This is a genomic window from Clostridioides sp. ES-S-0001-03 (genome assembly GCF_020676075.1).
Classification (GTDB): domain Bacteria; phylum Bacillota; class Clostridia; order Peptostreptococcales; family Peptostreptococcaceae; genus Clostridioides.
On the sequence record NZ_JACVWJ010000003.1, the window covers coordinates 1 to 22,152 of the forward strand.

At 28.3% G+C, this 22,152-nt stretch carries 37 protein-coding genes; 32 read left to right on the forward strand and 5 right to left on the reverse strand.

Annotated features, from left to right (window positions below):
* Nucleotides 1-222 precede the first annotated feature (222 nt).
* The 4 genes from IC174_RS06500 to IC174_RS06515 all read right to left on the reverse strand — a co-directional run bounded on the left by IC174_RS06500 (nucleotide 223) and on the right by IC174_RS06515 (nucleotide 3,076).
* Nucleotides 223-1,353 (reverse strand): site-specific integrase, encoded by a 1,131-nt coding sequence (locus IC174_RS06500; RefSeq protein WP_227482448.1) that lies wholly within the window; start codon nucleotides 1,351-1,353, stop codon nucleotides 223-225.
* A 239-nt stretch (nucleotides 1,354-1,592) separates the two neighbouring features.
* On the reverse strand, nucleotides 1,593-2,099 hold the full coding sequence (locus IC174_RS06505) for an ImmA/IrrE family metallo-endopeptidase (protein WP_227482449.1): 507 nt from the start codon (nucleotides 2,097-2,099) through the stop codon (nucleotides 1,593-1,595).
* Nucleotides 2,100-2,174: 75 nt separating this feature from the next.
* Nucleotides 2,175-2,723 (reverse strand): helix-turn-helix transcriptional regulator, encoded by a 549-nt coding sequence (locus tag IC174_RS06510; protein WP_227482450.1) that lies wholly within the window; start codon nucleotides 2,721-2,723, stop codon nucleotides 2,175-2,177.
* Between the two features lie 11 nt (nucleotides 2,724-2,734).
* A complete protein-coding gene (locus tag IC174_RS06515) occupies nucleotides 2,735-3,076 on the reverse strand; it encodes an XRE family transcriptional regulator (protein WP_227482451.1) in 342 nt (113 codons plus the stop codon).
* A 176-nt stretch (nucleotides 3,077-3,252) separates the two neighbouring features.
* Here IC174_RS06515 and IC174_RS06520 point away from each other — a divergent pair, with 176 nt between their 5' ends.
* The 3 genes from IC174_RS06520 to IC174_RS06530 are packed head-to-tail and all read left to right on the forward strand — an operon-like array spanning nucleotide 3,253 to nucleotide 4,546.
* Complete coding sequence (locus IC174_RS06520; RefSeq protein WP_227482452.1) at nucleotides 3,253-3,456, forward strand: helix-turn-helix domain-containing protein; 204 nt, start codon at nucleotides 3,253-3,255, stop codon at nucleotides 3,454-3,456.
* Nucleotides 3,457-3,503: 47 nt separating this feature from the next.
* Nucleotides 3,504-4,313, forward strand: coding sequence for a phage antirepressor (locus IC174_RS06525; RefSeq protein ID WP_227482453.1), 810 nt, complete (start codon nucleotides 3,504-3,506; stop codon nucleotides 4,311-4,313).
* Nucleotides 4,314-4,363: 50 nt separating this feature from the next.
* Nucleotides 4,364-4,546 (forward strand): hypothetical protein, encoded by a 183-nt coding sequence (locus tag IC174_RS06530; protein WP_227482454.1) that lies wholly within the window; start codon nucleotides 4,364-4,366, stop codon nucleotides 4,544-4,546.
* Here IC174_RS06530 and IC174_RS06535 read toward each other — a convergent pair.
* A complete protein-coding gene (locus IC174_RS06535; RefSeq protein ID WP_021372451.1) occupies nucleotides 4,535-4,846 on the reverse strand; it encodes a hypothetical protein in 312 nt (103 codons plus the stop codon). The two genes, IC174_RS06530 and IC174_RS06535, sit on opposite strands and share 12 nt — an antisense overlap.
* Before the next feature lie 76 nt (nucleotides 4,847-4,922).
* Between IC174_RS06535 and IC174_RS06540 the strand changes: the two genes are divergently transcribed.
* The 29 genes from IC174_RS06540 to IC174_RS06675 all read left to right on the forward strand — a co-directional run bounded on the left by IC174_RS06540 (nucleotide 4,923) and on the right by IC174_RS06675 (nucleotide 22,143).
* Nucleotides 4,923-5,120, forward strand: a complete 198-nt coding sequence (locus IC174_RS06540) for a helix-turn-helix domain-containing protein (RefSeq protein ID WP_227482455.1) — start codon at nucleotides 4,923-4,925, stop codon at nucleotides 5,118-5,120.
* Between the two features lie 30 nt (nucleotides 5,121-5,150).
* Complete coding sequence (locus IC174_RS06545) at nucleotides 5,151-5,531, forward strand: helix-turn-helix domain-containing protein (RefSeq protein ID WP_227482456.1); 381 nt, start codon at nucleotides 5,151-5,153, stop codon at nucleotides 5,529-5,531.
* A 26-nt stretch (nucleotides 5,532-5,557) separates the two neighbouring features.
* Nucleotides 5,558-5,785, forward strand: coding sequence for a hypothetical protein (locus IC174_RS06550; RefSeq protein ID WP_227437496.1), 228 nt, complete (start codon nucleotides 5,558-5,560; stop codon nucleotides 5,783-5,785).
* A 15-nt stretch (nucleotides 5,786-5,800) separates the two neighbouring features.
* Nucleotides 5,801-6,049, forward strand: a complete 249-nt coding sequence (locus IC174_RS06555) for a hypothetical protein (RefSeq protein WP_227482457.1) — start codon at nucleotides 5,801-5,803, stop codon at nucleotides 6,047-6,049.
* 74 nt (nucleotides 6,050-6,123) lie between these two features.
* Nucleotides 6,124-6,405 (forward strand): hypothetical protein, encoded by a 282-nt coding sequence (locus tag IC174_RS06560; protein WP_227482458.1) that lies wholly within the window; start codon nucleotides 6,124-6,126, stop codon nucleotides 6,403-6,405.
* Entirely contained in the window at nucleotides 6,392-7,030 is a 639-nt protein-coding gene (locus IC174_RS06565; RefSeq protein WP_227482459.1) for an ERF family protein, read from the forward strand. The genes IC174_RS06560 and IC174_RS06565 overlap by 14 nt, the downstream gene beginning before the upstream one ends.
* A gap of 18 nt (nucleotides 7,031-7,048) precedes the next feature.
* Nucleotides 7,049-7,939, forward strand: a complete 891-nt coding sequence (locus IC174_RS06570; RefSeq protein ID WP_227482743.1) for a DnaD domain protein — start codon at nucleotides 7,049-7,051, stop codon at nucleotides 7,937-7,939.
* 19 nt (nucleotides 7,940-7,958) lie between these two features.
* On the forward strand, nucleotides 7,959-8,378 hold the full coding sequence (locus IC174_RS06575) for a single-stranded DNA-binding protein (protein ID WP_227437489.1): 420 nt from the start codon (nucleotides 7,959-7,961) through the stop codon (nucleotides 8,376-8,378).
* A gap of 29 nt (nucleotides 8,379-8,407) precedes the next feature.
* On the forward strand, nucleotides 8,408-8,770 hold the full coding sequence (locus IC174_RS06580) for a hypothetical protein (protein ID WP_021426509.1): 363 nt from the start codon (nucleotides 8,408-8,410) through the stop codon (nucleotides 8,768-8,770).
* Entirely contained in the window at nucleotides 8,770-8,904 is a 135-nt protein-coding gene (locus IC174_RS21070; protein WP_021362347.1) for a hypothetical protein, read from the forward strand. The genes IC174_RS06580 and IC174_RS21070 overlap by 1 nt, the downstream gene beginning before the upstream one ends.
* A gap of 279 nt (nucleotides 8,905-9,183) precedes the next feature.
* Nucleotides 9,184-9,378: a hypothetical protein gene (locus tag IC174_RS06585; protein ID WP_021426507.1), complete on the forward strand. Its 195-nt coding sequence runs from the start codon at nucleotides 9,184-9,186 to the stop codon at nucleotides 9,376-9,378.
* A gap of 30 nt (nucleotides 9,379-9,408) precedes the next feature.
* Nucleotides 9,409-9,825: a DUF1064 domain-containing protein gene (locus tag IC174_RS06590; RefSeq protein ID WP_021426506.1), complete on the forward strand. Its 417-nt coding sequence runs from the start codon at nucleotides 9,409-9,411 to the stop codon at nucleotides 9,823-9,825.
* Between the two features lie 18 nt (nucleotides 9,826-9,843).
* Nucleotides 9,844-10,344 carry a hypothetical protein gene (locus tag IC174_RS06595; RefSeq protein ID WP_021426505.1) on the forward strand — a complete coding sequence of 167 codons (501 nt, stop codon included), beginning with the start codon at nucleotides 9,844-9,846 and terminating at the stop codon, nucleotides 10,342-10,344.
* A 420-nt stretch (nucleotides 10,345-10,764) separates the two neighbouring features.
* Nucleotides 10,765-10,971 carry a helix-turn-helix domain-containing protein gene (locus IC174_RS06600; RefSeq protein WP_227482460.1) on the forward strand — a complete coding sequence of 69 codons (207 nt, stop codon included), beginning with the start codon at nucleotides 10,765-10,767 and terminating at the stop codon, nucleotides 10,969-10,971.
* Between the two features lie 427 nt (nucleotides 10,972-11,398).
* Nucleotides 11,399-11,839 (forward strand): terminase small subunit, encoded by a 441-nt coding sequence (locus tag IC174_RS06605; RefSeq protein WP_227482461.1) that lies wholly within the window; start codon nucleotides 11,399-11,401, stop codon nucleotides 11,837-11,839.
* Nucleotides 11,829-13,094 (forward strand): PBSX family phage terminase large subunit, encoded by a 1,266-nt coding sequence (locus IC174_RS06610; protein ID WP_227482462.1) that lies wholly within the window; start codon nucleotides 11,829-11,831, stop codon nucleotides 13,092-13,094. The genes IC174_RS06605 and IC174_RS06610 overlap by 11 nt, the downstream gene beginning before the upstream one ends.
* Nucleotides 13,095-13,104: 10 nt before the next feature.
* A complete protein-coding gene (locus IC174_RS06615) occupies nucleotides 13,105-14,586 on the forward strand; it encodes a phage portal protein (RefSeq protein WP_227482463.1) in 1,482 nt (493 codons plus the stop codon).
* A complete protein-coding gene (locus tag IC174_RS06620; RefSeq protein WP_227482464.1) occupies nucleotides 14,586-15,989 on the forward strand; it encodes a hypothetical protein in 1,404 nt (467 codons plus the stop codon). Before IC174_RS06615 ends, IC174_RS06620 begins: the two co-directional genes overlap by 1 nt.
* A complete protein-coding gene (locus tag IC174_RS06625) occupies nucleotides 15,983-16,222 on the forward strand; it encodes a hypothetical protein (RefSeq protein WP_227482465.1) in 240 nt (79 codons plus the stop codon). Before IC174_RS06620 ends, IC174_RS06625 begins: the two co-directional genes overlap by 7 nt.
* Nucleotides 16,223-16,358: 136 nt before the next feature.
* The gene (locus IC174_RS06630) at nucleotides 16,359-16,994 is read left to right on the forward strand and encodes a phage scaffolding protein (protein WP_227482466.1); all 636 of its coding nucleotides are present in this window, start codon (nucleotides 16,359-16,361) and stop codon (nucleotides 16,992-16,994) included.
* A gap of 17 nt (nucleotides 16,995-17,011) precedes the next feature.
* Nucleotides 17,012-17,980 (forward strand): major capsid protein, encoded by a 969-nt coding sequence (locus tag IC174_RS06635; protein ID WP_227482467.1) that lies wholly within the window; start codon nucleotides 17,012-17,014, stop codon nucleotides 17,978-17,980.
* A 24-nt stretch (nucleotides 17,981-18,004) separates the two neighbouring features.
* Entirely contained in the window at nucleotides 18,005-18,259 is a 255-nt protein-coding gene (locus tag IC174_RS06640) for a hypothetical protein (RefSeq protein WP_021426496.1), read from the forward strand.
* Nucleotides 18,256-18,618, forward strand: coding sequence for a hypothetical protein (locus IC174_RS06645; RefSeq protein ID WP_227482468.1), 363 nt, complete (start codon nucleotides 18,256-18,258; stop codon nucleotides 18,616-18,618). Before IC174_RS06640 ends, IC174_RS06645 begins: the two co-directional genes overlap by 4 nt.
* A 1-nt stretch (nucleotide 18,619) precedes the next feature.
* Nucleotides 18,620-19,054 (forward strand): hypothetical protein, encoded by a 435-nt coding sequence (locus tag IC174_RS06650; RefSeq protein ID WP_227482469.1) that lies wholly within the window; start codon nucleotides 18,620-18,622, stop codon nucleotides 19,052-19,054.
* A gap of 7 nt (nucleotides 19,055-19,061) precedes the next feature.
* Nucleotides 19,062-19,406, forward strand: coding sequence for a hypothetical protein (locus IC174_RS06655; protein ID WP_021408083.1), 345 nt, complete (start codon nucleotides 19,062-19,064; stop codon nucleotides 19,404-19,406).
* 5 nt (nucleotides 19,407-19,411) lie between these two features.
* Nucleotides 19,412-20,218 carry a hypothetical protein gene (locus tag IC174_RS06660; RefSeq protein WP_227482470.1) on the forward strand — a complete coding sequence of 269 codons (807 nt, stop codon included), beginning with the start codon at nucleotides 19,412-19,414 and terminating at the stop codon, nucleotides 20,216-20,218.
* Between the two features lie 54 nt (nucleotides 20,219-20,272).
* Nucleotides 20,273-20,749, forward strand: a complete 477-nt coding sequence (locus IC174_RS06665; protein ID WP_227482471.1) for a hypothetical protein — start codon at nucleotides 20,273-20,275, stop codon at nucleotides 20,747-20,749.
* Complete coding sequence (locus tag IC174_RS06670; protein ID WP_022617031.1) at nucleotides 20,724-20,939, forward strand: hypothetical protein; 216 nt, start codon at nucleotides 20,724-20,726, stop codon at nucleotides 20,937-20,939. The genes IC174_RS06665 and IC174_RS06670 overlap by 26 nt, the downstream gene beginning before the upstream one ends.
* Nucleotides 20,940-21,609: 670 nt before the next feature.
* Entirely contained in the window at nucleotides 21,610-22,143 is a 534-nt protein-coding gene (locus tag IC174_RS06675) for a hypothetical protein (protein ID WP_227482472.1), read from the forward strand.
* The last annotated feature ends 9 nt before the right edge of the window (nucleotides 22,144-22,152 follow it).

The window sequence follows — 22,152 nt, forward strand, 5'->3', positions numbered from 1 at the left end:
ACAAATAAAATAGATAAATATATCCAATTAAGGTATAATTAAGTTGAATCAGTTAGATTTATAATTAATATATTATATGGATTAGAGTTGTTATAAAGCTAAAAGTATTGAAATCACAACGATATAAGTGTTTGTATAAAGTTGATGAATTTAGTTTTTAAAATAGATAAATGAGAGTTTGCCACCCATTTGCCACCATACTGTATTTCGGGGTGGCAAACTCTAATTTGTAATTCTTTCAAATATATCTACAGTTTCATTTTTCATCTTATCAGTTACATGTGAATAAGTATCCATTGTAGTTGATAATTGACTATGACCTAGACGATTTTGTATGTCTTTAATGTTAGCACCATTTTCTAATAGTAGGGTAGCATGTGTATGTCTTAGACAATGGAAATGGAAGCCATTATTTAAGACTTCTCTAATTTGTCTTACTATAGTGTCCATAGTGTGAATAGTTACTTGTTGACCATTTTCTTTAGTACATACCCAATCACTATCAAAGTAAAATTCACCATATTTTAATTTCATTTTTTTTTGATATAGTTTATGTTCTTTTAATGCTCTTACTAAGGTATCACCTGTAAATATAGTTCTACAAGAGCTTTCTGTTTTTGGTTGGTTTAATTCAAACATTCCATTTTTCTTTTTAATCAGAGTATGTTTTACTGTGATAGTTTTATTATCAAGGTCTATATCATCCCATGTTAATGCAATAATTTCACCTCTTCGCATACCAGTATAAAATCCAATTAGTAAGACTATACGCTGAAATGAATCTTGAGGAAATATATTTAATGTTTGATTAAATTCTTCTAGTGTAATAGTTTTAACTTTTTTAGTTTCTGTTTTAATTTTAGTTTTTGGTATGCTTACATATTGCATAGGATTTTCTCGTATGTGCTTGTAAGGGTAGACTGCTGATTTTAATGACCTATGTAATATAGCTTTTAATACTTGTAATGTACTTTGAGAATAGTCTTCTTTGTACTTTTTGTTTATGAAGTTTTGTAGTATTGCTGGTGTTAGAGCTTTTACTTTATAAACTCCTAGCTTTGGTTTTATATGTTTTTCTATGTTTATTCGGTAGCTTTCTTGAGTGTTGTATTTACAGTTAAGTAAAACATATTCTTTGAACCAAAAGTCGAGATAGTCTGATAAGCTGATGTTGCTTTCTTCAAATACTATGCCAGAGTTTTCATACTCATTTAGTGCTTCTCTTAAGGCTTTTTCTGCTTCTTTTTTAGTATTGCCTCCAACTCTTTCTACTTTTTTTCTTTTTCCTTCTACTATACCTAGGTCAAAGTAGTAATACCATTTGTTACTTCTTTTTCTTACTCCACCTTTCATAATAGTACCCCCTTTTTTAGAATGTATGTTTGTTTTGTATTTATATAAAAGAGCAGATTGACTGCTCTTTTATATCCTTTTGTTATGTACAATATTATCTTAATTTTGTTTATCTGGTTTTTACTTAATTATTTTCTTAATATTCTTACAATTTTTTAGCTTTTATGTGTAGTTTATTATAATAATATTGAAATATATATTTATTAAGTAAAAAATCTATAAAAGTAGAATAAATAAGTTTAAAAAATATCCTCATATATGTAGAAATTTGGCAAATTAGTTAATACTAAAAATCTGTTACTTCCTAAGTCTAACATGCTTTTCTTTTTTGATAGAAATTCTAATCTTTTTAGTAAGAAGTTGATACTAACTTGTAATTCTTCAGCTATTTCGTATACACTTGTAGCGTGTGAATTAATAACATGTATTATTTCTTCTTCTGTTATAAGAAATTCACCTGCCCATTTTAGTGCTTTGTTTTCAGTTTTGTCTATCAAGATTTTATTTTTGTAGTTGTTTTTTGAAGATACATAATTTCCAACACTGGTAAAATGATGTCCTAATTCTTCTGCTAGTATCTCTATTAGCTTAGTCTTGTTTTGCTTTAATGAGTTAAGCAATGATATAATTTTTAGCCCTTGTTTGTTTATATACAATCCTTTTATGTCATCTGCTATTTTGTCAGTGTAGTAAATTTCTATTTCTTCATTTTTTGCTAAGTCTAAAAGTGCGTCTAGTTTTTTCATGGAAATCCCCCTATAAAAAGAATGTATGTATTACTTTTTTATATATAAAGAGCAGGTTTGAACTGCTCTAAATATTTATTTTTTATATCTATCAACTAAAAATTCTATGTAACTATTAATGTGTTCTTGAGCTTCTTTAGGTAAACTTTTATAAGCATTAATTATTTTGGATATTTCATCAGTAGTTGTGTAATTTTCAATTGAGGTTTTGCCAAGTAGATAATCAACTGACACATTAAAAAAGTCTGAAAGTTTTAACAAATCCTCTTTAACAGGTTCTCTTTTGTCAGTCTCTAACATAGCAATTTTGCTTAGTGAACAATTAAGTGATTTTGATAATTCTGTTTGAGTTAATTCTTTTTTCTTTCTTAATTTTTTTAACCTTATTGGAAAAGTTGAATTCAAGTACTTTGTTAATTGATTTGAATCATCTATGTTAATTTTTCCAATTAAGTAATCTGTAGATACTCCAAAATAGTCTGAGCAATCTTTAATAAATGATTCTTTTGGTTCTCTTAACCCATTTTCAATCCTAGATAGAGTAGATTTATTTATATTTAAGTCTGTACTTAATTTATCTAAAGAAATCCCTTTTTCAGTTCTTAATTTTTTTAATATTAACATAGATTCAATCCTTACTTTTTATATTTATTCATTAAAAATTCAATATAATCATTGAGTTGTTCTTGTGCTTCTTCTGGTAAATCTTTATGAGGATTAGCTTTATGTGCAGCTACAGTATCTATATGATTTCTAACAAGAGTTCTACCCAAAAGATAATCAATTGATACATCAAAAAAATCTGCCCAATTTTCTAAAACGTTTATTTCTGGTTTTCTTTTATTATTTTCATATTGTGATATTGTTGATTTATTAAAACTTGTAAAGTAAATTTTATTAAATTTTGAAACTAGTTCATCTTGAGTAAATTTTTTTTCTTCTCGTAATTGTTTGAAACGTTCTCCAAAAGTTGCCACAAACAACACCTCCCAATAATTAGATAATACTATAAGTTTACAGAAACGTAAACTTATGTTTAAAAAAAAACAAAAAAGTTAACAAAAAAATAAACTTACATATTGACAAGTTTTGTTTATGTGAATATAATGAAAGTATGAAGTTCACAAAAATAAAACATTGGAAGGTGAAGAATATGAAGAAAAGAAGTTTAAAAGCTGGTCGAATAGAAGCTGGATATACTCAAGAAGAATTAGCATATAAAATAGGAATAGCAAAATCCACATATAATTTAAAAGAAAATGGAAAAAGAAATTTTACAGAAAAGGAAATGATAATGATTAGCTATATTTTAAATAAAACAATGGATGAACTTTTTTTAGAAAAAAAGTTAACATAAACTAGAATTTTTTGTTCACAGAAACATCTATAAGGAGGATAGAAAGTATGAATAATTTACAAATATTTAAAAATAAGACTTTTGGAGAAATAAGAGTAATCAAACTAAATGGAGAGTTTTGGTTTGTTGGAAAGGATATCGCAGAACAATTAGGATATAAAGATACATCTGATGCTTTGAAAAGACATGTTGATGATGAAGATAAAGGAGTAGGTGAAGTACCGACTCCTGGTGGAAATCAAAATATGAAAGTAATTAATGAAAGTGGTCTTTATTCTTTAATATTAAGTTCCAAGTTGCCAAGTGCAAAATTATTTAAACGTTGGGTAACTAATGAGATATTACCAAGTATACGTAGTACTGGAGCATATAATATGATAGATTCACAACCTAAATTACCAACTACATATAAAGAAGCGTTACAACATCTTATAGAGCAAGTAGAAGTAAATGAGAAATTACAACTAGAAGGTAAAATGAAAGACCAAGTAATAAAAGAACTAAAACCAAAGGCAGATTACACAGATATGATACTTAAAAACAAAGGTCTTGTCACTATAACTCAAATAGCAAAAGACTATGGAATGAGTGGAAAAGAAATGAATAAAATACTTCATGAAAGAGGAATTCAATACAAACAAAGTGGGCAATGGCTTCTATATAAACAGTATCAAGGCAAGGGATACACTCATTCAGAAACAATAGATATAACTAGAAGTGATGGAATGACTGATGTAAAAATGACAACTAAATGGACTCAAAAGGGAAGATTGTTTTTATATGATTTATTGAAAGTAAATAACATATTACCTGATATAGAAAAAGAGTATAGTTATCAAACTTCAATGTTAGGTTAGTACTTTGAAAAATAAATACAGAATATTCAAAAAGGAGTGATTAGGTAGAAATGAAAAATAAAAAAACTCCAAAGGTAGTACCTAAGGAGCTATCAAATTTAACTGTGATGATTGTACCTAAAAATGAAGATAGTTTAAGTATTAAAATAAATAAAATTAAATCCTTAGTAGATGAATTAAACAAAGAGATTAGTACAATACCATCTGAGTTTAAATCATATTTAAAACTTTAGATTAGATTTTAAATATTCTTCTGTAGCAGTACTAAGCATTTTATCCCATGTAGAAAACTTAGTGTTTTTGGAAATGTAAATATCAAACTCATCTTTTGGAATAGCTTCAAAATCTTTTGAAGAATTAACATTGTAATTTCCAAATTTCAATAATTCATCAAAAGAAGTAAAGTTTGTATATTTGGTCATGAATTTAGAGTTACATATTTTATCAATAGGAACTTGTCCAGTTGATTCTTTAATATTTTTTTCTAAGTTTTTTAGAGATTTTTCTAAATCTTTAAATCCATTTTTACTCATTATTTTGTATCCTTTCCATGATATTTGGAATATATTCCATATTTATATTATACCATGTAGAACTGAGGTGAATCCAATGTTGATAGGCGACAATATAAGCCAAATCCTAAGAAAAAGAGATATAAAACCTTATAAATTAGCAAAGGAATTAAATATAGATGCAAGTGGTCTATATAAATTGTTGAAGAATAAAAATTCTAATCCAACTATAGATACTCTAATAAAATTAGCTGATTTTTTAGATATTACATTAGACGAATTAGTTGGAAGATAAATAATTGAAAAGAGGGGAGAGAATTTTAACATGGATATTTCTGAAAGTATAACAAAGCAATTTAGTGATAGTTTAAAAAGTTTAATAGAAATAGAGATAAATAAACAAGAGACAGATAGAGTTAAGAGTCAAACTGTTGAACAAAAGGTAAAAGTACTGGAGCCTAAAGATATAGTTGTCTTGATAAAAAGAGGTTATCCAAATTACTTGATAACAGTAGAAGAAGCAAGGGGAATTTTAAAATTAGATACAGTTTTTATGCGTAGGTTAGTGAGCACAGGCTTGATAAAATCGCTAGCTAGAGGTGATGGTAGAAAAATTTCAAGGTATGAGGTCGATGATTTTATTGAGAGAAATCAAGGTAGAAATTTGGATGAACTTTTAAAAGAAGCAGAAAAAGAAATAATCTAAAAAATTACTTTAAGGGGGTAAGTTACATGGAAGGATTAATAATAAGATTTGATTTAGATAAGTTTAAGGTAGGAAATGTAGTAAAAATAAGCTCTAAAAGACTTAATTTTGAAGGGAATTGTCTAATTGTACATGCTTCTACACATGAACTAAATTTAGCATACTATGACAAAGAAAGAGGCAGTATGGAGTATCAAGCTCTAACAATAGAAGATATAGAATGCAGTGATTATGAAATTAAATTTCTAAACTAAAAGGGGGCAAGTTATATGGAAACAGCTAGATTAATCGCAATAGGTCAAATTAGACAAGCAGAAAAGGAAATAAAAAAATTAAAGGAGCTGGAAGAGTTTGAAACTAGTAGTTTGAACTGGTGGGAGGCTGTAAAGTTTGCTAGTCAAAATATCTTAGAAGGACTAGAATTTGATATTAAATTAGAAGTTTCTGTTGAGTTTAGAGAGGTTATGATGTATCAAGAAGAACTTGAAAGAGATAGAGCGATAGATGTTCAGATATAAAGAAAAGAGCCTTTGCACAGGCTCAATAAAAAATAATATAAAATATAAGCTAATTATAGCACAAGGGGGAATAAATGAAAACAAGAAATGAAATAATTAAAGATTTAGAAGATAGATTATTTTTATTAAAATTCATGTCAGTGGATGAAGTAGACTATGATGTAAAATTTGGACAAATATCAGCATTAGAATCTTGCATAGATAAACATAGAAAAGGATGGACTTTGAAACAATTTAAAAAGCATTTAGAAGAATACCAATTACAAGGGGGTTGTGGTGATTATATAGACGGTTTTATGTCAGTTTTAGAAAGAAATATTAGAGAAATGGAGGAGGAAGCTGATGGAAGTGAATAACATTTACATAAAATTGATGGATGTAAGAATTAAGTTTAATAAATTAGATATAAAAAAGAGTGGTCAAAACAAGTTTGCTAACTTTAAATACTTTGAGTTGGCAGACTTTCTCCCTCAAGCTACAGAATTATTAGAAAAAGCCAAATTATGCCCTATAGTGACCTTTACAAATGACTATGCAACACTAACATTGATTAATGGAGAAAAACCAACAGAAGAGATAGTATTTACTTCTCCAATGAGAGAATTGCAATTAAAAGGCTCTAATGAGTTACAAGCATTAGGAGGAATTGAAACATATCAGACAAGGTATTTATACATTCAATTATTAAATATTACAGAAAATGATACTTTTGATGCTACTAGTGGAAAAGAAGATTATAAAAGAAATGACTTAGGAACTTCTTCTATTAAAGCGAATGAAAATAATCAAATAAAAATAAGTCAAAATCAAATAAAAAGGTTGTTTTCAATAGGAAATACAATAGGTAAGGATTCAGATAGAGTAAAAAGTGAAGTATATTATAAGTTTAATAAAGAAGTTAAAGACTTAAGTAAACAAGAATATGACCAGATATGTGTTGGATATGAAAAATTGCAAAGAGAAAAAGGGATAATTAAGTAGGTGAATCTCTTGAATAATATGGACAAGGTTATTATAGAAAAAGGAAATATATTAAGTGATGGGTATGGTCTTATGCCAAGATTAGTAGCTAGAGATAGATGGTTAACCATTGGTGCTAGAATGCTATATTCTTATTTATCTAGCTTTGCAGGGATAAATGGAACTTGCTTTCCAACTAGAGATTTAATTTGTTATGAGTTGAATATATCAAAAGATACATTTACAAAATACAAGAATGAACTAGAGCTTAGTGGATATATAAAGGTTCATAAAAATAAATCTAAACAAGGTAAAATGCAAAATAATATATATGAAATAGTATTTGATAGAGTTTATATAGATGAATGTATATCTAGAAGAGGTTTAAAAGTAGATAAAAAGAAGAAAAAACCATGTCCTAAAAATATAGACATGGAACCATGTCCTACTTTTCCGGACACGACTCAGCCGGACACGGAAAATATGGACACTAATATTAATAGTATTAATATTAATAGTTTTAATAGTATGTATATAGATAAGCCTGTGGATAACTATTTAAAAGAATTTAAGAAGCTGTATGAAGAAAATATAGGAGTAGTATATCCGGTTACAGCTGAATGGTTATTAGAAGTATCTAATGAAGTAGATATAAGAGTATTTAAAAGAGCTATAGAGATATGTGCTGAAAGAATGAGTATGAACTTATCATACTTAAAAGGAATCCTTAAAAAGTGGAAGGATGCAAATATAACTACATATGAACAATTAGAATCGTATAAATTGCAACATGAAAATAAAAAATCAAGAAAATCTAGCAATCAAACAAATAAAAATAAGTTTGCTAATTTTGAACAAACATTTACTCAATATAGTAACAAAGAACTAGATGAAATTATAAAGAAAAGCCAAAAGGCTAAATTTAAATAATAATAGTGGAGGTATTAAAATGAATCAAGTTGTATTAGTTGGGAGATTAACTAGAGACCCAGAACTAAAATACATACCAGGAAAAGGTACAGCAGTAGCATCATTTACAATAGCAGTAGACAGAAATTATATAAATAAAGATGGAAAAAGGGATACTGACTTTATACCAATAGAGGTAATAGGTAAATCAGCTGAATACTGTGCAAATTACATAACAAAAGGGAAGCTAGTAGCATTAGAAGGAAATATAAGAGTTGACAATTATCAAACTCAATCAGGAGAAAAGAGAACATTTACAAAAGTAAGTACAAAATCAGTACAATCATTAGAAAGTAAGAGTAAATCAAGTAATTCATATAAAGAGAGTGTACAAGATGAAACAATAGGACTAGACCCTCAAGGATTTGAAATTATAGATGATGATGAGTTACCATTTTAATCTGAAAAGTTAAATATGAGGTGAAATAAATGTTTAAAGTAGAAAGGTATTTTAGTGGCTCAGTAGTGGACAACCTTATTGAAGATGACCTTACATGTAGAAACTACTTAGCATTATATTGTTGTTTGTTAGGAGTTATAAAAAATGGAAAAAGAGTGTATCCTAAGCCAGAAAAGATACTGGCTGAATTTGGAGTTAAGAAGGACAGAAAAATAAAAAAAGAATTGCCAGTAAGAATTAGAAATGTTAATACAGGTGAGGTAAAAGAATTTGAGTCTATAGATGGTGCAGCCTGTTTTTTAAGATTAAAATATCAAGCAGTTTATCAAGCTATTAAAAAGAAAAGTAAAACTAGAAGTGGCTGGAAAGTTGAATACATTGAGGAGGAATAATGGAAGTTTCAAGGACAGAATACACAATTAAGAGAGCAAAAGAGTTATATGACAATGGAGAGGATATATTTATTGCTATAGATAAGGCTAGAGAAGAATATGAGGAGATGATTAAAAGTGAATATCTTAGCTAGTGTGATATTAGTAATAGTAAGTTTCATAGCTGGTAGGGTTTATGAGTATAGATTGAATCTAAAAGAGTGCGAAAATTGTGATAATAAGTATAATGAAAAATAAGAAAGAAGTGATTCTATGAATAAAAGAATAATTTGCAATTGGTGTGGTAAGTTATTTTACATTCCAAAAGAGTCTAAAAGAATTTACTGTTGTAAAAAATGCGAGAGAAAGTCTAATAAAAGCAATAGAGAGCATCAAAATTAATTTTAAATTAGTAAAACTATGGAGGAATAGCAATGAATAAGTTTCAAAAAGCAGTTTCTCAAATGGTAAAGCAAGAGGAAAAAGAAAACTTATGGCAAGGATACGAAAATTGTAGGGTAGGTAGAAGTATACCAAGTTCAATAAGAATATATGTAAAAGGATTTAAAAGGTTTGGATATAGTGTACATGAGGTTTATAACTTTATAAATGATATTAATAAGTATTAGTAATTTTTAAGAGATAAAGGAATTATTTAATTGAGTAAATACAATAATAAGAAAATTATAATAGATGGAATTAAATTTGATAGCAAAGATGAATCAGAATATTATCTATATTTAAAAGAAAAGAAAGAAAATGGAGAAATTAAAGATTTTGGACTACAACAAAAGTTTGAATTACAGCCTAAATTTAAGAAGGATGGAAAGAACTATAGAGCTATTACATATACAGTTGATTTTGCCATATACAAATGGGATGGTGAAGTTGTTTATATAGATGTGAAAGGATACAGCACACAGCAAGGTGAACTTAGAAAAAAGCTTTTTGATTACAAATATCAAGATAAAAAATTGATATGGATTGCTAAGAGTAAAAAATATGGAGTAGATGGTTGGATAGAATATAGTGAACTTAAGAAAAAGAGAAAAGAAAATAAGAAAAAGGTAGCTTAAGTAAATAGGGGTGATGTTATGGCAAGTAAAGTTAAAAAGGAGTTTTTTATGGCAACAAAAAAGCACCTTGAGAACTACAAACAATTACATATTAATATTGAAAGTCTAAAACTTCAAATAAAAAATCTTAAAGAGTGCCATTTAGGTGATTTTATGCAAGGTTTAAGCTATGACAGCATTCCTATAAGTAAGACTAATTCAATAAGTAATCAAGTTGAAAATGAGTTAATTATTCTTGAAGAAAAGATAATAGAAAAACAGATAGAACTATATGAAATGGAAGCACTAAAATATACAATAGATGCATCCATAAGCAATTTAAAACCTATACATAAACAAATTATAAGGTATAGATATATTGAAGGCTTAGAATGGAGTTTAATAGTTGATAAAGTATACTTAGAAGAAAGACAATTAAGGGAAAGAGCTAATCAAGCTATTAGTTCAATATCAATAGCCTTATTTGGTAAAAAGGCACTAATAGAACAAGAACCTTTGTTTAAGATGTTAGATTTATAGGCAGTTAATAACTGTCTATTTTTTTGTAAAAAAGATGTATGGAAATTATTGACAATATCACGCATACGTGATATAATTAAAGTATAGAAAGGAGGTGAAAAGAAAGTGGCTAAGAAAATAAAAGAGTTCAGAAAACTCATAAAAGAATTAACTGAACTCGTACTCGAAGTTGGCACACTATTAGCAGTCATCAAAATGGTAATAGATAGCCTACATTAGTAAAACGTTAAGAGTGGAAGTTGCACCTTCCCTCTTAACTAAATTATAAAACATAGTCACTGAAAATACAATGAATAAGTACAGAGAGTTAACATTTGAATTATTGAAATTACTGTATGATACTATTAAATTGATTGGAGCATTAATCCTGTTATATTATGTTATTAACTCAATTTTATAGTAATGATTAAGGGGGATTTTATGAATCGATTTGAGGGCATTTATAGCTTTGCAGAAGCAACAAAATTATGGAGTTTGAAAGACTCTACACTTAGAAAAGCAGTTGCAACAGGAAAATTAGTTGAAAATATCGATTGTAAAAAATTTGGTCGTGATTGGGTAGTAACTATTGAAGCAATGGAAAGAGAATATGGAAAATTAGATAGTATAATGAAAGACCTAGATTAAATTCTAGGTCTTTTTATTGCCGTTTTTCTGCCGATTTTACAATTTAAAATATGAGATAATAGTATTGTGGAAATGAATATTTCTCTCTCAAAACTAAATACATATGTGGGCTAGGTTAAGGGATTCACCTAGCTTATATGAACAGACTAGGCAGGGCATGAGGATGCTGTAAGTTCAATTCTTACTATGTTCAAACTTATTAATACACTATATGTAGATATGTTGGATTAAATCCGAATTTAATTCAAATGTCTAAAAGGGTGGGGCTTGGTAACCTCACTCAATTTGCAAGTACTGGTGTGTAATCTTAGGTTCGATTCCTAAAACTTGCTCCCTTAAATATAATATGTATCCCCTAAAAATAAGACTTTAGATTAATTTTAAAGTCTTATTTTTTTATTTATAAAGCAAATAAAGAGGTGGTGGTATGGCAAATTTGACTGAAAAACAAAAAAGGTTTTGTGACTATTATATTGAAACTGGTAATGCTACAGAAGCATATAAAAAAGCATATAAAAACAGTAATCAGAGAACCTCAGAAAGCAGTGGGAGTAGACTGTTGAGTAATGATGAGGTTAAAAACTATATTGATGAAAGGCTGAAAAGTTTTGAATCAAGAAGAATTGCAGATGCCAAAGAAGTTATGGAGTACTTAACAAAAATATTAAGAAATCAGGAAAAAGAAGAGGTTGTAATAGTATCTGAAAATGGTCCTGAAATAATAAAAAAAGATGTAAGTATAAAAGACAGAAATAAAGCTGCTGAATTATTAGGGAAAAGATATGCTTTATGGACTGAAAAAGTTGACCTAGATGGAAATGTTGGCGTAACCATAATTGATGATGTAGGTAACTTAAATGATGAATAAAAAATTATCTGAAATAATAAATAAAAATTTCTATGAATTTTGGAAAGTAAGTAATAGCAATAAATATTTATATCATGTATTAAAAGGTGGAAGAGCTTCAGCAAAGTCAACTCATATAGCCTTTTGGCTAACTTTAGCTATGGTTAAATATCCTGTAAATACTGTTTGCTTTAGAAAGGTTGGTAACACAATCATGGATAGTGTTTATGAGCAATTAAAAGAAACTATAGAGATATTTGGTTTAACACATTTATTTCAGTTTAAAAAATCTCCAATGGAAATTATTTTTATTCCAAGAGGAAATAAATTTATATTTAGAGGTCTTGATGACCCACAAAAGATAAAATCTATAAAGTCAGCTAAATATCCAATTGCTTTTGCATGGTTTGAAGAGGTTGCAGAAATAAAAACAGAAGATGAGTTATCTATGGTAATTAATTCAGTGTTACGTGGAGAATTACCAGACAAATTGGATTATAAAATATTTTTATCATACAATCCTCCAAAAAGAAAGCAATCATGGGTTAATAAGAAATTTGAAACACATACATTACCTAAAAATACATATGTTCATCATAGTATTTATTTAGATAATCCTCATATATCAAAAGCTTTCATTGAGGAAGCTAATGAAATTAAAATAAGAAATGAGTTTAAATATAGATGGGAGTACTTAGGAGAGCCTATTGGTTCTGGAGTAGTCCCTTTTTCTAATTTAGAGTTTAAAACAATAACAAATGAAGAAATATTTCACTTTGATAACATAAGGCAAGGTAATGACTTTGGATATGCAACAGACCCTATGGCATTTGTAAGGCTTCATTATGATAAAAAGAAAAGAATTATATATTTTATAGATGAAATATTTGGAGTGAAAATGTCTATAAGAGAATTAGCTTCTAAGATTAAATCAAAAGGGTATGACGATTTTAATGTTGTTTGTGATAGTGCAGAACCAAGAAGTATTGCAGAACTTAGAGAGTATGGAATAAGAGCATTAAAGGCTAAAAAAGGACCTGGTTCAATCGAATTTGGGGAGAACTGGTTAGATGATTTGCAAGCAATAGTAATAGACCCAAACAGAACTCCAAATATAGCTAGAGAATTTGAAAATATAGATTATCAAACAGATAAAGATGGAAATGTAAGAGCTAAATTAGAAGATAAAGACAATCATTCAATTGATGCAACAAGGTATGCACTAGAGTTAGATATGAAAACACATGGAAGAGAAAGACAATATAACAGTAGATAGGGGGTGTAACATGCTAGATTTGATAGATATAATTCAGATGGAACTTACAGGCTTATATGGACAAGAAGTAATACGAGAAATGGGTGAAATTATAAGGCTGTATGATAAGTACGAAGGTACAGGACAACATTGGATAGAAGAGGAACAAGACTATAAGCAAACAAGAAAAAGAACCAATTATATTAAAAAGCTGATTAAAGAAGAAGCAAGATTTTTATTTGGTAAGACACCAATATTTACAATTAGCCCAGAAAATGACTTAGATAAAGACAAAGCGGAAGAAATAAACAAATGCATTAACAAAATTCTAAAGAGAAATTTATTTTCAGATAAATTGATTAAGGCAGCTAGAGATTGTTTTATTGGTAAAAGGATAGCTATAAAACTACATGCAGATAAAGAAAGCAAGAGTTTAAAGATAATGTTTGTACCCAGTTTAGAGTTTATATATGAGCCTTTTGATAACCAATTTGATGAACTTAAGAAAATCGTATTTTTCCATCAAACAAATCAAGAAGTGGAAAAAGATAAACAGAGAATTTGGAAACAAAAATATGAAATGGTTAATGGGAAATGTATATTAAGTGAAGGTATATATAATGGTTATGGATTATGTATAGAAGAAATAGTAAGTGATACAGATTTAAAACTTAGTGGAATACCTTGTTATGTAATTCTTAATGATGGTTTACTTGGTGATTTAAAAGGTGAGAGTGACATAGAAGAGATATTTGATAATCAGATGGCTTATAATAAGCTAGCTTCTGAAGATATAGATACTCTTAAAAAAGGAATGAATCGTATTATATATGGTGTTGATGTTGAAGAAGAGTCAAGTAAACATTTCAAAATAAAGCCAGGTGCTTATTGGGATGTAGAAACATCTCAAACTGCTGACCAAAAACAGGCACAAATTAATACAATTCCTACTGACTTTGGATATGATAACAGAATAGAAAATTCACTTAATAGAATTAAGTCAGATATGCATGAAGTACTAAATATACCACTTATAAATAATCAAGACCTTAAAGGTATGATGACATCAGGCAAATCAATGAAGGCTTTGTATTGGCAACTAATAACTAGATGTGAAGAAAAAATGAAATCATGGGGTCCAGCTCTTGAATGGTTAATACGAGCTATGATAGAGATGATAGAAGTATATAATATAGCTCAAATACCTAAATTAGATGCAGATTCCTATGAAGTGGTAGTTGAAAATCAGTATCCATTACAAGAGGATGAGGATTCTGAGAAATTACTTGATATTCAACAAGTAAATGCTCAAGCAATGTCTAGGAAAACTTTCATTAAGAAGTGGGCTGATACTAATGATGATATAGCAGATGAAGAACTACAACAAATGTCAATAGAAAGACAAATATTAGAAGAAAGCTTCAATCTGGAAGAAGAATCAGAAGCTACAGATATAGAAGAATCAGAGGAAGAAACTGCTGAAAAAGAACCAAAAGAAGTAGTTGATGACTAATGGCCAATAAGTTCAATAAGTCTATGAAGAATGCTGAAAGAGTCAGAGATATATCTTCAAACAAAACTACTAAGAAGATAAGACAATTATATAAAGATATAGCTAATAAATATGTAAAAAAATTAAATAAAGTGAATTCTAACACATTAACTGAACAATATTTAAGAGAAAGTATAATTTATTTAAATAAAGAGTATGATAGGTTAGGAAAAAAGCTAAAAAAAGATATTGAAAGTGAAATATCAAAAGTAATAAAAACTACTACAGATGAACAATTAAGCTTTTTTAATAACATATGTGATAACTATTCAGTTAATTTAAAGCCACAATTTACTGAAATGTTTAGTAAAATTCATGAAGATGTATTAAGGCAAGTTATATCTGGTAGTATGTACAAAGATAAACTTAAATTAAGTGATAGAATTTGGAGTAACATAGATAAAACTAAGAAGGATTTAGATTACATTGTAAGTAGAGGATTAGCAGAAAAAAAAGGTAGTTATGACATAGCAAAAGATTTAGAAAAATATGTTAATCCAAAGGCTAAGAAAGATTATGAGTGGTCAAAGATATATCCTAAAAGTAATAAAAAGATAGATTTTAATGCATATAGATTAGCATCTACATATATAACTCATGCATATCAAAAGACAGCTAAAGAAAGCTGTAATAAGAATCCATTTGTTAAAGGGATTAAGTGGATATCATCACATCATCCTAGAATGTGTAAGGTTTGTGCAGATAGAAATGGAAAAACATATATTCCAGAAGAATTACCATTAGAACATCCTCTAGGAAAGTGTACATTTGAATATGATATTCCAATGAATATGGAGGACATAGGTAAAGAGTTAAGAAGATGGATAGATGGAGAAGAAAACTCTAAACTTGATGAATGGTTTGATGAATATGGATTAGAGTTTGCAGGAATAGATAATAAAAAGTATAATAGTAATAAGAAGAATAATTCTAGTTCTAGGTCAAGTGGAGCTATAAGCAGAAAACTACTTGATGAAGATGGAGTTTATTTTAGAAAAGAAAAGCATGCTGAGTTGTATTATGAGGAGATAAGAAAAAGAACTTCTGATATATCTACTATAGCAAAAAATACAGGTTATAGTGAAAAGGTAATAGAAAATATAAAAAATCATGTTTTTATGAATAAGTATAACTTAGATAATGGATATAAAAGATTTGACCCAAGTTACGATATGGCTTTATCATGGCAAAGATTGATAGATGGCAAAAACATAAAGGAAAGTGATTTAATTCTTTTAAAACATGAAAGACTGGAAAAGTTTATTATGGATAGATATGGATACAATTATAAAGAAGCTCATAATATAGTTGTTAGAAAATATGATTATGATGAGAGCTTAGATAAGGAGGGATTACTTTGGTAGAATTATTTAGAATATTTAATGATGAAAACTTTGTTAAATATGAATATGTGAATGATGGAATTAAGGAAAAATCAGGTATAATAGTATTAAATAAAAAAACGAAGGAAGTTATATTTGAAAGAAAAGCTCAAAATGGAAAGTCTTTAACATTTAGAGGGAGAACAAAATATAGATTATTAAAATATGCTGAAGAAAATGTTTATCCAGAAGAAGATTATATAGCAATATATTAAAGACACTTACTTAAATTAAAGATTAGTAGGTGTTTTTTTATTGCCTTTTTTAGCTATATGTAGGCGTAAAAGAAATAAATAGCAAACTATACTAGAGAAGCAAAACTCGTATAAAAGCGTAGTGTAGGAGGTAATAATGGAAGAATTATTAAAAAAATTAGGATACCAAGATACAGACATAAAAAACATAATTGAGGGTATGAAAAAAGATAAAATTTACACTTCTAAGGAAGAAAACATAGATGAAAGATACAATAAGTTAAAAGAACAAAAAATGGCCTTAGAAGAGCAAATAAAAGGTGCAAATGATACTATATCAGATTTGAAGAAAAATAGTAAAAACAGTGAAGATATAGAAGCAAAAGTGAAAGAATGGGAAAATAAATATAATGAACTTGATAGTACAAGTAAAGCTAAAATAAAGAATATGACTATAGACTATGCTATAAATTCTAAACTATCTGGAGTAAATGAAAAATATAGAAAGCTCTTATGTAAAGAATTTGACACTGAAAAGCTGGAAGTAAAAGATACTGGAGAAATTATAGGATTAGATGAACAATTTAAAAACATATCAGAAACATATAAAGAATGGTTTGAAAGTTCTACTCCAAGTAATACTGGTTCACCAGGTAATTTCCCAAGAAAATCAAATGTAGTCAATAATCCTTTTATAAAAGAAACATTCAATTTAACAGAACAAGGAAAATTATTAAAAGAAAACCCTGATAAAGCTAAAGAATTTGCAGCTCAAGCAGGAATAAATTTATAAGAAAGAGAGTGATTTAAATGGCAGTAACAAAATTAAGTGATGTAATAGTACCAGAATTATTTAACCCATATGTAATAAACAAGAGCATGGAGTTATCAGCTCTATATCAAAGTGGAATAATTACAAATGATGCAAGTTTGAATGCTTTAGCTTCTCAAGCTGCACCAGTTGTAAATATGCCTTTCTTTGAAGATTTAAGTGGAGAATCAGAACAAATAATAGAAGATGCTGATTTAACACCAAATAAAATTACTTCAAGTCAAGATGCAGCAGCTATATTAAGAAGAGCGAAAATGTGGGCAGCTACTGATTTATCAGCAGCTATGGCAGGAAAAGACCCAATGGCAGCAATAGCAAGTTTAGTTGGAAGTTTCTGGGCTAGAGATATGCAAAAAGAACTTATAGCAGTTTTAAATGGTATATTCTTATCTGCAAATATGACAACAAATAAATTAGATATATCAGCAGCAACAGGAAATGCAGCAAAATGGTCACCAGCAGCTTTTATAGATGCACAACAGTTATTGGGTGATGCACAAGAACAATTAAAGGCTATAGCAATGCATTCAGCTACAAAATCAGCACTTAAAAAGCAAAATTTAATAGAAACTATTAGACCAGATGCAGGTCCAGACTTTGACGTTTATCAAGATAAATTAGTTATAGTTGATGATGGTTGTCCTGTAACAAAAGAAGGTGTTTATACTTCTTATCTATTTGGTAGTGGAGCAATAGCTTTAGGAAATGGTAATCCAGTAGGATTTGTAGCTACTGAGATAGATAGAGATAAGAAAAAAGGTTCTGGAGTAGATTATTTAATTAATAGAAAAACATATATACTACATCCAAGAGGTATAAAATTCACTAATGCAAGTGTAGCTAAAACAGAAGGACCTTCAAGATTAGAGTTAGGAAAAGGTGAAAACTGGACAAGAGTTTATGAACCTAAACAAATAAGAATAGTTGAATTTAAGCATAAATTATAAAATGTAGATTTAGTAGGTGATAGTATGGATTTAGAAGTTTTAAAAAATATAAAAATAGAACTTAGAGAAGAACAATCACCTTTTTTTTCTGATGATGAAATTACTTATTACTATAATAAAAACAATCAAGATTTTAAAAGTACTATGTATGAGTTATGTATATTAAAGGCTGAAAATGATAGTATCACTTTACCTGGAGGATTAAGCATGCCAGAAAATAAACTATACTGGTTAACTTTAGCAAAAAAATATAAGACAAATGGAAGTAGATGTCTATGATAGCTCAGAAAGTAAAACCAAAGATAATTAAGGCTATAAATAAGATGCCAACAGAAGGTATAGTAAAAAGAGTTGGAGTAAATGAGTTTGGAGAGCCTTCAGATGAAGAAAATATAGTTTGCAATGTAATAGGCTTATATCATGAAGGAAGTAGCTCCATAAGTCAAATAACAAAGGATAAAGGTGTTGTTATAAAAGATAAAGAGCAATATTTAATGGTTGTTTATGATGAAGATACAATAAAAATAAAACAAGGTGATTTTATGTATTTGGATAATAATAAGTTTGTTATACAGGACCTTGGAAATCAAAATAGAATGAATATTTATTTTGATTTAAAGTTAGGAAAGGTGAGATAGTATGAGAAATGGATTTAAATTTGATGCTAACAAACTACTTAATGCCTTAGTAAGTAGAGAAATGAAAACCAAAGCTGCACTAGGGGCTTATGCAGATACTTCATCTCAGTTACTAGAAAGTAATGCTAAAAATGATAGACCATGGAAAGACCATACTCATGAGGCTAAAAACAGGCTACATGGTAGTTGGGAATGGCAAGGAGATACTATAAGGATAGCACTTAGTCATGGAGTTGACTATGGATTATACTTAGAAAAAGGTACAAGACCACATGTTATAGAAGCAAGACCAGGAAGTTACTTATTTTGGGATGGAGCATCACATCCTGTTAAAAAAGTTAATCATCCAGGAAGTAGACCGTATCCAATTATAATGCCAACTATAGAGAAATGTGGACCAAGTATTATAAGGGGTCTTGATGTGATTTTAAAGTAGGTGAAACATGTTTAAAAAAATATATAAACATTTAAAAAATAAAGGTTTTAATGTGTATTCAATTGGGCAACATCAAGGATTATGCATAGAGCCTTTTTTAGTTATATTTGAAAAAGGTTCACTACAAACAACAGAAAAAAATATAATAAAAGATTTATTTGAGATATATGTATTTTATCCAATTGGACAGTATTCTAAAGTAAGTGAATACAAGACAAATATTGAAAATGTAATGGATGAAATAGTAGGAATAAAACAAGCTTATGAAGCTTTACCTATTCTTATAGATGATGAGAAACAAGCTTATTTTACAAGATTAAGTTATTATGAAAACAAACAAATTAGGAGGTAATAAATATGGCAGTACAAATATTAAATCAATACCCACTTACAGATGTTGTATTAGTTCAAATTGAAACAGTTGAACAAAATCCAGTTACATATACATTTGATACATCTGATGAGATAGGGACAGAGGAAATAATTTCTGAAGGTGAAGAATTAACATTAAAAATAAAGAAAAAAATAATAGCAAATAGAGCAGCAGAAGATACAAGCTTAGGATATGATTTAACATTAAAAGACAATGTATTTTGTCCAGAAATACTTCAAATAATGCAGGGTGGAACAATAGAAAAAGAGGAAGATGGTAGCTTTAAGAGATACTTAGCTCCTGAAGTAGGAAAGACCTTTTCTAAGAAATCTTTTAAAACAATAATATATAGTTCTGTTGTTGGACCAGGAGGAGATACTGGACAATTTGCTAAGACTACTTTCCCAAATTGTAAAGGAAAATCTGTTCCACTTAACTTTAAAGATGGAGAATATTATTCAAATGAATATGTTATAAATAGTAGACCTAATACAGGGCAATCTCCTTATGAGGTTGAAATAGTAGAAGAGTTGCCTAATGGTTATGAAGCTACAAAAGTATTTTTAGACAGTGCATCTGTATCAGGAGCAACAGCAGGAGATAAAAAGATAACAGGATTAACAGCGGGTAAAATATATAAGGTTACAGTTAATAGTGATATAAAATATACTTTAGCGGATGGAACATTAACAAGTACTGAGTCTGATAAAGCAGCATTAACAGGAACAGAGATAATAGGATTAACAAATGGAGAAACATATAAGGTTGAAGAAGTTAGTGTAAGTATATAAATAGATTAAAGCTCTAGTAACTAACTAGAGCTTTTTTAGAAAGGGGACATAAATATGAATGAACTTAAAGTAACAAGTTTAGAAGAATTAAAGAAAATAAAATTGACTGAGGTAATAGAAGTTGGAAGATTTTTAGATGGAACTATGTTAGTTGCAGAAGTAAAGCAACCTGACTTAATGGCTCTTGCAATGGCTGGTAAGATACCAAACAGTCTAATGACAGCATCAATGAGTTTAGTTGAAGAGAAGGAAAGTAAAGATAGTACAGGTGAAAAAGTACTAAAGAAGATGAATGATGAGTCTAATTTCTCAAAAGAAATGTTTGAAATGATGGATATAGTGGCTAAAGAAGTGCTAGTTAACCCTACATATTCTCAGATTAAAAAAATAGGATTGGAACTTTCTATTGAACAAAGATTAAAATTATTTAATCGTATTCAAGGAGGTACAAAGTCACTAGAAAACTTTCATCAAGAGTCCACAGATATTGAGGATTCTAAATCAAGTGATAATGTACAACAAGATGCCTAGTGAGATATTAAGAATTAAAGATGAATATACTTCTTTTTGTTTTGATGAAGCTTGTATGTTTTTAGTAGATGCTATAAAAAATGATAAAAAGCTTAAATTTGAAAATGATGAAAAGAAAACTATAGATAAAAATGAGAGAAAAACTTTTGTCCAAATAGCATTAGAGAAAAAGAAAAAAGTTAATAGGTAAAATATTCTAAATGAATAGAATAAATTAATGTTAATTTATGATATAATGATAATATAGATATTTTGCAGTGTTCAATTTCTTATATACATTGGATGTAATCATTGAAAGTACTATGATATAAGAGTATTTTGTGATATATATAAAACACTGCTGGTTATTCACTGCAATTTTAATATAGTTTTATATGTGTAAGGATTGAAAATGCTCAATTTATTTTGGGGTATTATATTAACTATGTGGTATGTAAAGACTGCAAAAAGTTTGAATGTCAGTATAGAGCAACTTGTATTATATTAACTATGTGGTATGTAAAGCAGATGAACGTAATGAGTTCGCTGAAATGGAAGCTAGTATTATATTAACTATGTGGTATGTAAAGTTCCATATCGATGAAGTTATACTTTTTATGCCATTCATATTATATTAACTAAGTGGTATGTAAATATCATAGTTATAAGACTTGCTATTGCTCCTATAAGAGTATATTATATTAACTAAGTGGTCTTAAAATTGAATAAACGCACAAAACACCTACTTAAACATATAGGTGTTTTTAGTGCGTTTAAAATATTTTTAAGTAATTGGATAAATTTCCTAAATCAATAGACTAAATTATTAATTTTAGATAGAATTATATTTGAATAAATAATTTAATAGGGGAGATTATATTATGAAATTAACTAGAAAAATATTAGCTTTAAGTATGATAGTATGTTTTTCTGTAATGATGTTTGTAACAGGATGTACTAGTGCACCAGCATCTAAAATGGAGGAAACTGGGCAAGAAATACCAAAAGAAGAAGAGGAAGAAGTATCAACAGAAGATAAGGTTGACCTAAATAAATTTAATCCAGATGAACTTCTAGATTATCAGATGAATGAATTTAAAAAGAGTTGGAAGGCGCTACAGGGAATAGAGAAAAGTGCAAAAGAAGGAGAAATAACTAGTGATAACTTAAAAACGGGAGCTGATTTATATGAAGCTCGTTTTAGGGATTTATGTGAAGAAGGCGAGGAATATAGAAAAAGTCATGATTTAACTGATGTGCAAAAGAAGGCTTTTGGTGAATTAAGAACAATAACAACATCAGCAAGTACATACTGTACTGGTTTATTAGGTAATGATGATGAGTTATTAAATAATAGCAAAGAGCTAATGAATCAATCACTTGAAAGATACCATAATTTATATAACTCAAAATAATATAAATAA